Origin of the sequence: Nostoc sp. CHAB 5715 (genome assembly GCF_020829685.1) — a bacterium.
GTDB lineage: Bacteria > Cyanobacteriota > Cyanobacteriia > Cyanobacteriales > Nostocaceae > Nostoc.
In genome coordinates this window covers 1-7,636 of sequence record NZ_JAIVFR010000291.1, presented here as the reverse complement: position 1 = coordinate 7,636, position 7,636 = coordinate 1, and the positions used below count along the sequence as shown (strand labels likewise).

The following is a 7,636-nucleotide window of genomic DNA, read 5'->3' as shown; positions in this document are numbered from 1 at the left end:
GATTCCTATTTGATTTTTGAATAAACACCGTACAACTCGAAAGGGCTGATTCCCTACTCCCTACTCCCTACTCCCTACTCCCCGCCTACGCAAATAATTTCAAAAATCAAAGCGGATTACTATAGTTAAATCTCTTCCTTTATAGAGATGACTTTTACAATAATTATTTTCATTAAACCAAAACTTGAAAAACAAATAGTACATATACATTTCATTCAATGATATTCATCAGATAAATCTTAGAAATCTTAGTCTTTTGTTAATGTTTACCAGCTATGATACCAGAGTAGTGAATAATAATTCGGATTTGAATATCTAGGGATAATTGTGTCATCTAGGAAAAATGCCCTAGATTTATCCTCCAAGCTGCAAAATGTAGCCGAAAGCAACTACTGAATAGGTAAATCTTTAAGGTGATAACCATGAGTTATACTATCGAATCCGCACGCAATATTTTCTCTAGCACTCAAGTGGCAGATGCTGTTCCAGCCACTACAGCAAAGTTTGCTGAACTCAACATTGACGATCAGTTGGCATTTCTCTGGTATGCCTACGCTGAACTAGGTCGTACAATTACTCCAGCTGCTCCCGGAAAAGCAAATCTCCAATTAATGGAAGGTATATTCAACGACATTAAGCAGATGTCTTATGAAGAACAAACGCAATTAATGAGAGATTTAGCGAGTAATGCTGATACTCCCATCAGCCGTTCTTATGCATACTTTGGTGTCAACGCCAAGCTAGGATTTTGGTGGCAGTTAGGAGAGTGGATGAAACAGGGTATCGTCGCTCCTATGCCAGCAGGCTATCAAATGTCAACCCAAGTTAAAGCAGTGCTAGAAGCTGTTCAGAGAATCGATCAGAGTCAGCAAATTACTGTACTACGCAATACTGTAGTAAATATGGGGTTTGATCCGTCTCTGGCTGATAACAAACAGGCAGAAGTCATAAACTTTAATTTCCCGCGTGCATCCCTAAGTCCCCAATTTACTATTGAGGGAGTTACAGAACCAACAGTGCTGAAATACATTGAAGCCATGAATGCAGATAACTTTGAAGCTGCTGTTGCTTTATTTGCTAATAATGGTGCGCTGCAACCACCCTTCCAAAAACCAATTGTTGGTCGAGAAGCTATCACTTCTTATCTACGAGATGAGGGACAAGGGTTAGTGATGAAGCCAACCAAAGGCGTTTCGGAAACTATAGAAGATGGTTATACACAGCATAAAATTACTGGTACAGTCGAAACCCCTTGGTTTGGAGGTAATGTTGGGATGAACATTGCTTGGCGATTTTTACTAGATCCTCAAGGTCAAATTTTCTTCGTGGCTATTGATTTACTTGCTTCTCCCAAAGAACTGCTTAACCTAACTCGCAAGTAAAATTTATTTGTCTTAATACAAAGCAATTGCGCTTGTTTAAGATGATGTTTTAAAAGGGTTTTTTGCTCTCATAGTTAGCAAAGCATTGCATTTTAGTACATAGCTAAAATTTAAGTGGACTTGCACTATTAGCCTGAGAATAAATTCTCAGGCGGGATAGGCAGGTGCAAGATATAACTAAAGTCGAATTTAGTAAGCAAAATGAGCTTTGACTTACTCAAAATGCCTTATGACTTATTCATTTTGGTGTTTTCCGCAAATAAAATAAGCTTTGACTTACTCAAAATGCCTTATGACTTATTCATTTTGGTGTTTTCCGCAAATAAAATAAGCTTTGACTTACTCAAAATGCCTTATGACTTATTCATTTTGGTGTTTTCCGCAAATAAAATAAGCTTTGACTTACTCAAAATGCCTTATGACTTATTCATTTTGGTGTTTTCCGCAAGTAAAATAAGCTTTGACTTACTCAAACCCCAGTTTGCTTTCTCATTTCAGTAGTTAGCGCATTCATGACAACGATCGCTATGTAGCAAAAACTATTGCAGATTTGCCGGAATTCTCTCAAGCTGATCTATACGTAAATTTCTTAAGGTAAAGAATATTAACCGTACTAGATTCTCAGGTGTAGATCATGGCTCGTAGAAAAAGAACTTCTGTAGTGTTAGAAAAAGCAGTGCGTCGTGCGGCTAGCATAAACTCAATTGATCCGAGGTTAGATTTAGGCAATGGACTTACTTTACCTGCTTTCTCAACTCTGATCGAGACGATGCGATCTAAAGAAAATGCTTACAATAGTGCCCTTTCCAGCTTGGATAAGTTGTATCGGGAAATGCTAGAAACAGAAAGCGAGTTGGGAGATATGACAGAACAAATGCTGATGGCAGTTGGGACTCGATATGGTAAAAGCAGTATAGAGTACGGCATGGCGGGGGGAGTTCCTAAAAATCAGCGTCGCAAGGGACAGCGAAACGAACGGGCAACCTCCAATGATGAGCAACCGTCATTTGTTGCCAGTCTGGAAGGCAATAATGGAAAGAAAACGGTAGCGACAAATTAAAATTGCCCTAGTACTCAAAATTTTGTCAAACCCAAATAATTGCGTAGACGCATTAGCGAAGCGGTAGCGACGAAGGAGCGTCAGCGGCTTGTCGTAGACATCGCTGTTTGATCAAAATATTTATCCGTTATATCAAGTCCGCTAGAATACAAGTCAATTACGTTCGCTCTTAGCGTTCCCGTTCGCGCAGCGTCTCCGTCAGGAGAAGGGTACGTAGCGATAGCGGAGTGAAGTAATCCCAATAAGGAAGCGATTGCAACTCTTGGAGACGCTCCGCGAACGTTCCACTCCGTTCCACTCGCTTTTGACTTATCGTAAGTGATTAACCGGACTTGATATTAGAGTCGCGCAGCACAACGCACCAATTGATCATTATGATGGTGCGTTGTTGCAAAGCGCAACGCACCCTACAGCTTGACAAAAAAAATTCAACAAAGGTTAATATTATGTGGTCATCTTGGGAACTATAAGAAGAAATCAGATTAGCATCAACTTCTAGTTTCCAATGAAAACTCACTATCTCAGTAAAGGTAAAGCGTTCCCATTACAGATTGTTCTTATTGTTCCCTTCCTTATCCAAATTTTTGCAGCGGTCAGCTTAGTAGGTTATTTGTCCTTTAAAAATGGACAAAGAGCAGTTAACGACTTGGCACAGCAGTTGATAGATCGCACCAGCGATGTAGTGGATGAACACCTAAAGTCTTATCTTTCCATTCCGCAAACGCTTAATCAGCTTAACGCAGATGCCATCCGCAGGGGAATATTAGATGTACGCGATCGCCAAACTGTTGGCAAGTATTTATGGGATCAGATACACGCCTCTGACCTGACTTTTATTGGTATTGGACTAACGACGGGTGAAGGGGTGGGTGCTGGTCGTTATGATGGCAAGACGATTACTATTGATGATTGGACTGCCAAGCTCGCCAATAATACTTCCACTTATGCCACAGATAATCAAGGTAATCGAACTCAGGTAATTACTCGATGGACTTGGCAAAATTCTAAAGAACCTTGGTATACCCAACCCATCGCTGCTGGTAAACCTATTTGGGGAAAGATTGTAACTGTAAATTATCCCACTAGCCCCTACATTGCTGCTTCTGCGAGTCGTCCCATCTATGATTCGCAAAATCGCCTACTAGGAATGATTAGCTCTGATATCTATCTGTTGAAACTCAGCGATTTTTTACGCAGTTTGGATATTAGTCAGTCTGGGCGGGTATTTCTTATGGAACGAGATGGCACATTAATCGCCAGTTCTGGTACAGAGAAGCCTTTTGTCGTGGTTAATCAAGAGTTCCAGCGATTGCAGGCGATCAACAGTTCTGACCCAATAATACAGAACATTGCCAGACACCTGAAAATCTCCGGGTTTAGCTCTATCACCCAAGATACAGATTTTCAAGTTGAGGTGGAAGGAAAACGGAATTTTGTCAATGTTATACCTTGGCGTGACAAATATGGTTTAAATTGGCTGATGGTGGTGAGTGTGCCAGAGAACACATTTATGACCCAAATTAACACCAACACGCAGATCACGATCGCCCTTTGTTTGGGCGCATTGGTTGTTGCCTCAGCGATGGGCGTGTTTACCTCTCATTGGATTGTACGCCCGATTCTGCGCCTAAATTGGGCAAGTGAGGCAATGGCATCTGGCAATTTAAATCAGACAGTAGAAACTAGCGGTATTCGAGAACTGAATACCTTATCTAACTCTTTCAACCACATGGCAGGGCAATTGCATGAATCGTTTACGGCTTTAGAGAAAAGCAAAGAAGAACTAGAAGAACGCGTAGAAGAACGTACCATTGAACTTAAAAATACATTAGAGGAATTGCAGCGCACTCAATCTCAAATTATTCAAAGTGAAAAAATGTCTAGTTTGGGACAATTAGTTGCTGGAGTCGCACACGAAATTAATAATCCAGTCAACTTTATTCATGGCAACCTTACCCATGTGCAGGAATATACTCAGGATTTATTAGCGCTTGTGCAGTTGTATCAGCAGCATGATTCTAACCCTGCTGCTGAAATTCAAACTGCTGGTGAAGACATCGATCTAGAGTTTTTGCAGTCAGACTTGCCAAAAATGTTGTCTTCTATGAGAGTAGGCACCGATCGCATTCGCCAGATTGTACTGTCGCTGCGGAACTTCTCCCGCATGGACGAAGCGGAATTTAAACAGGTCGATATTCATGAAGGCATCGACAGTACTTTGATGATTTTGCAGCACCGCCTCAAAGGTAAACCAGAACAACCTGAAATTGAGGTGATTAAAGACTACGACAATGTACCCCCAGTAGAATGCTATGCCGGACAACTTAATCAGGTGTTTATGAATATTTTAGTAAATGCGATTGATGCTTTAGAAGAAAATAATACCAAGCGTACTTATCAGGAGATTGAGAACAATCCCAGTCGAATTAAGATTCGGACATCGGTAGTTAATTCAACGTGGTTGCAAGTGGCGATCGCTGATAACGGAGTTGGTATTTCTAAAGAATTTCAGCAACGAATATTCGATCCCTTTTTCACCACTAAACCCATTGGCAAAGGAACCGGAATGGGTATGTCCATCAGCTACCAAATCGTCACACAAAAACATGGCGGCAAACTGGAGTGCTTCTCAACTGCTGGAGAAGGAACTGAGTTTGTCATTCAAGTTCCTCTCCAGCTAAAAGTTCATGGAGTGGTTTAACTTGATACTAGTTTGGAATTTGACCAAATCTAAGTATGATTGCAGTACACAAAGTTTAGACATCAATATATTATATAACTTGGCCGATAGTTAAAATTAGTAGTTCTATTTGTTAAAGAACTTATGCAGATAAATCAGGTGATTGAAACTTACGATCAAGGTGCAGTGGATTATGACGCGATTATGAAGCGTTACTGGCACATCGAGCGCGAACCACTAATTGCTTCCTTGCAGCTTAAACCAGGACAAACCGTACTAGATGCTGCGGTAGGAACAGGTCTTAATCTTTCAGCCTACCCTGAAGGCGTGCATATCGTCGGTGTTGATCTTTCTCAGAAGATGATGGATGAAGCACGTAAAAAACGTGTATCCGCAGACATCACCTTCAAGGTATCGGATATGTGCAATCTTGATTTTCCTGATAATAGCTTTGATGCAGCAGCGTCGGGATTTACCCTCTGTGTTGTTAATGATCCAGTTCTTGCTCTTAAGGAAATTTTACGAGTTACCAAGCCTGGTGCATTTATTGCCATTCTCGATTACTGCAAATCGCAAAATCCAGAGATTCAGAAATGGCAAGAATTAATATTTGATGCTGCTTCACAGCTAGGCTTCCCGACTGGCAAAATCAAGTGGAACGCATTGATGGATTATGACGAATTGATTTATAACAGCAAGCTTCCCATTGAAGTGCTTGTGGACGATCGCATAGAAAATCCAAACCCGTTTTTATGTGGTTGTCAATTACTGCTGAAAAACTCAAAAGCTTAAAGCCAACAGTATCGCACTCATTGGACAAGAGTGCGATCGCAGTATGTGCGTTATTACTCAAAATTTTGTCAACTTCAAAGAAAAGCGTAGACGCAAAGTAGCTTGTTGTAGATATATATCGCTCTCACTGTTAACGTTCCGCTTCACCTATCATATCATGTCCGCCAAATTACCCATAATAAAAGAACCCCACCCCCAACCCCTAAGAGCCTGCGGGGAGGGGAGACAAAGCACAGCTTTGGCGGGGTGGGGTTCTTCGGGTTTTATAAGCAATCAAGCGGACATGATATCACACATCACCTCAAACATCCAATAGATAGCCTTTCAACAGTTGGGTGCAGGCAGTAGATTGAGATAGCAGCAGTCAGATTCAGCCGTTAATTAACCCTCGCAATTAGAGGAACTGAGTCTACTTGTAGCCCTCGCTTATGTTTAATTGTTCTAACTTTTGTCTAATCAATATTTCAACTTCCTCAATCTCTGCATTTGATTTGGGGATGTCAAAAGTCTCTGGAGATGCTTCAGAAGTAAAGCGGTCAACAAAAGCACGGAATGCTGCTTTGTTGTCGGGGTGAGCAATGACGAAAGCTCTTAACTCAGTTTTGGTCATGCTATTAAAGTCAGACTTCATGACAAGAACCTCCAAAAACCATTGCGATAAATTTCTATTTCTATGTTATCTCCTGCCAAAATAAACACATTACCTGTTTGCTCATCAAGGCGGACAATGAAAATAGGGGTAAATGTATTAGTCAAAGATTGACATAGTATTACACACCTGATCCCTTGTTCAGCAGTTGGCAAGATCGGTATACCTCAGCCACATAGTTCTGAATCAAAATAGCAGGTAAAGGGAAAATACACAACCACTTCTTGGTTTACAGCATTTTTCAGGTATTTAGACCACAGATGAGACGGGGAGTGGGGAGTGGGGAGTAGGGAGTGGCGTAGTTCAATTACTTGAAAAGCGCTGTAATGTAATTTTGCTGGTCATGGCTGTGTATGGCCTTAGACTCTCTCATTGTACCTGCTAGATTGAGATCGCAGTGATGAGGTTGATACCCCGACCCCACTTGCTTTATGCCGGGAAACCCGTCCACCGCAGTGGCTCCCCCTCGTGGGCGGTTTTTAAACTCAGCACTCTTCATGCAATCAAGTTTTATAGGTAATTTTGAAACAGTTCTAAAACATGTTGCCAAGCATCAGGAGCAGCTTCTGGGTTATAACTTGGGTGCTGGGCTAAAAATGGGTATTGGTCTTTGAAAAATCCCGCAAAGAATCCGTGTCCGGCGTCGTATCGAAATACACGATGATTGATTTGATGTTTTTTGAGTTCCGCTTCAATTTGCTCGTTTTCTTCCTGGGAAACTAATGCATCTCTTGTACCAAAAAATGCATAAATAGTACCTTTAATTTCTGAGGTACGATTAATGGTTGGAGTGTCTTCACCATAACTAGCAGTGGTAATCCCACCACCATAAAACGAAGCTGTTGCTTTGATATCGGGTAAAGTTGCAGCTATGTAAGCAACATGACCGCCAAAACAGAAACCAATGACAGCGATTGCATTATCCTTGACATTGGGTAAAGTTTTGACGTAAGTAATGGTAGCTTGAATATCGCTTAATATCTCGTGATACTTTACTTGTTGATAATATTGCAAACCAAGCCGATATCAAAGCAACAGCTTCGTTTTATGGTGGTGGGATTACCACTGCTAGT

At 41.1% G+C, this 7,636-nt stretch carries 6 protein-coding genes and 1 pseudogene; 5 read left to right on the top strand and 2 right to left on the bottom strand.

Annotated features, from left to right (window positions below):
- The first annotated feature begins 422 nt into the window (after positions 1-422).
- The 5 genes from LC574_RS17320 (at position 423) to LC574_RS17300 (ending at position 5,914) form a co-directional block, all read left to right on the top strand.
- The gene (locus LC574_RS17320) at positions 423-1,382 is read left to right on the top strand and encodes an orange carotenoid-binding protein (protein ID WP_229454653.1); all 960 of its coding nucleotides are present in this window, start codon (positions 423-425) and stop codon (positions 1,380-1,382) included.
- Between the two features lie 201 nt (positions 1,383-1,583).
- Positions 1,584-1,883 (top strand): hypothetical protein, encoded by a 300-nt coding sequence (locus tag LC574_RS17315; RefSeq protein WP_229454652.1) that lies wholly within the window; start codon positions 1,584-1,586, stop codon positions 1,881-1,883.
- A 133-nt stretch (positions 1,884-2,016) separates the two neighbouring features.
- Positions 2,017-2,442 (top strand): hypothetical protein, encoded by a 426-nt coding sequence (locus tag LC574_RS17310; RefSeq protein ID WP_229454651.1) that lies wholly within the window; start codon positions 2,017-2,019, stop codon positions 2,440-2,442.
- Between the two features lie 505 nt (positions 2,443-2,947).
- Positions 2,948-5,143 (top strand): ATP-binding protein, encoded by a 2,196-nt coding sequence (locus LC574_RS17305; RefSeq protein ID WP_229454650.1) that lies wholly within the window; start codon positions 2,948-2,950, stop codon positions 5,141-5,143.
- 123 nt (positions 5,144-5,266) lie between these two features.
- Positions 5,267-5,914 carry a class I SAM-dependent methyltransferase gene (locus tag LC574_RS17300; protein WP_229454649.1) on the top strand — a complete coding sequence of 216 codons (648 nt, stop codon included), beginning with the start codon at positions 5,267-5,269 and terminating at the stop codon, positions 5,912-5,914.
- A 409-nt stretch (positions 5,915-6,323) separates the two neighbouring features.
- Here the strand turns inward: LC574_RS17300 and LC574_RS17295 are convergent, their stop codons facing one another.
- Together LC574_RS17295 and LC574_RS17285 are read right to left on the bottom strand one after the other, a co-directional pair.
- Positions 6,324-6,545: a hypothetical protein gene (locus LC574_RS17295; protein WP_229454648.1), complete on the bottom strand. Its 222-nt coding sequence runs from the start codon at positions 6,543-6,545 to the stop codon at positions 6,324-6,326.
- Between the two features lie 528 nt (positions 6,546-7,073).
- Positions 7,074-7,589: pseudogene (locus LC574_RS17285) on the bottom strand (dienelactone hydrolase family protein); the annotation flags it as partial.
- Positions 7,590-7,636: the final 47 nt, after the last annotated feature.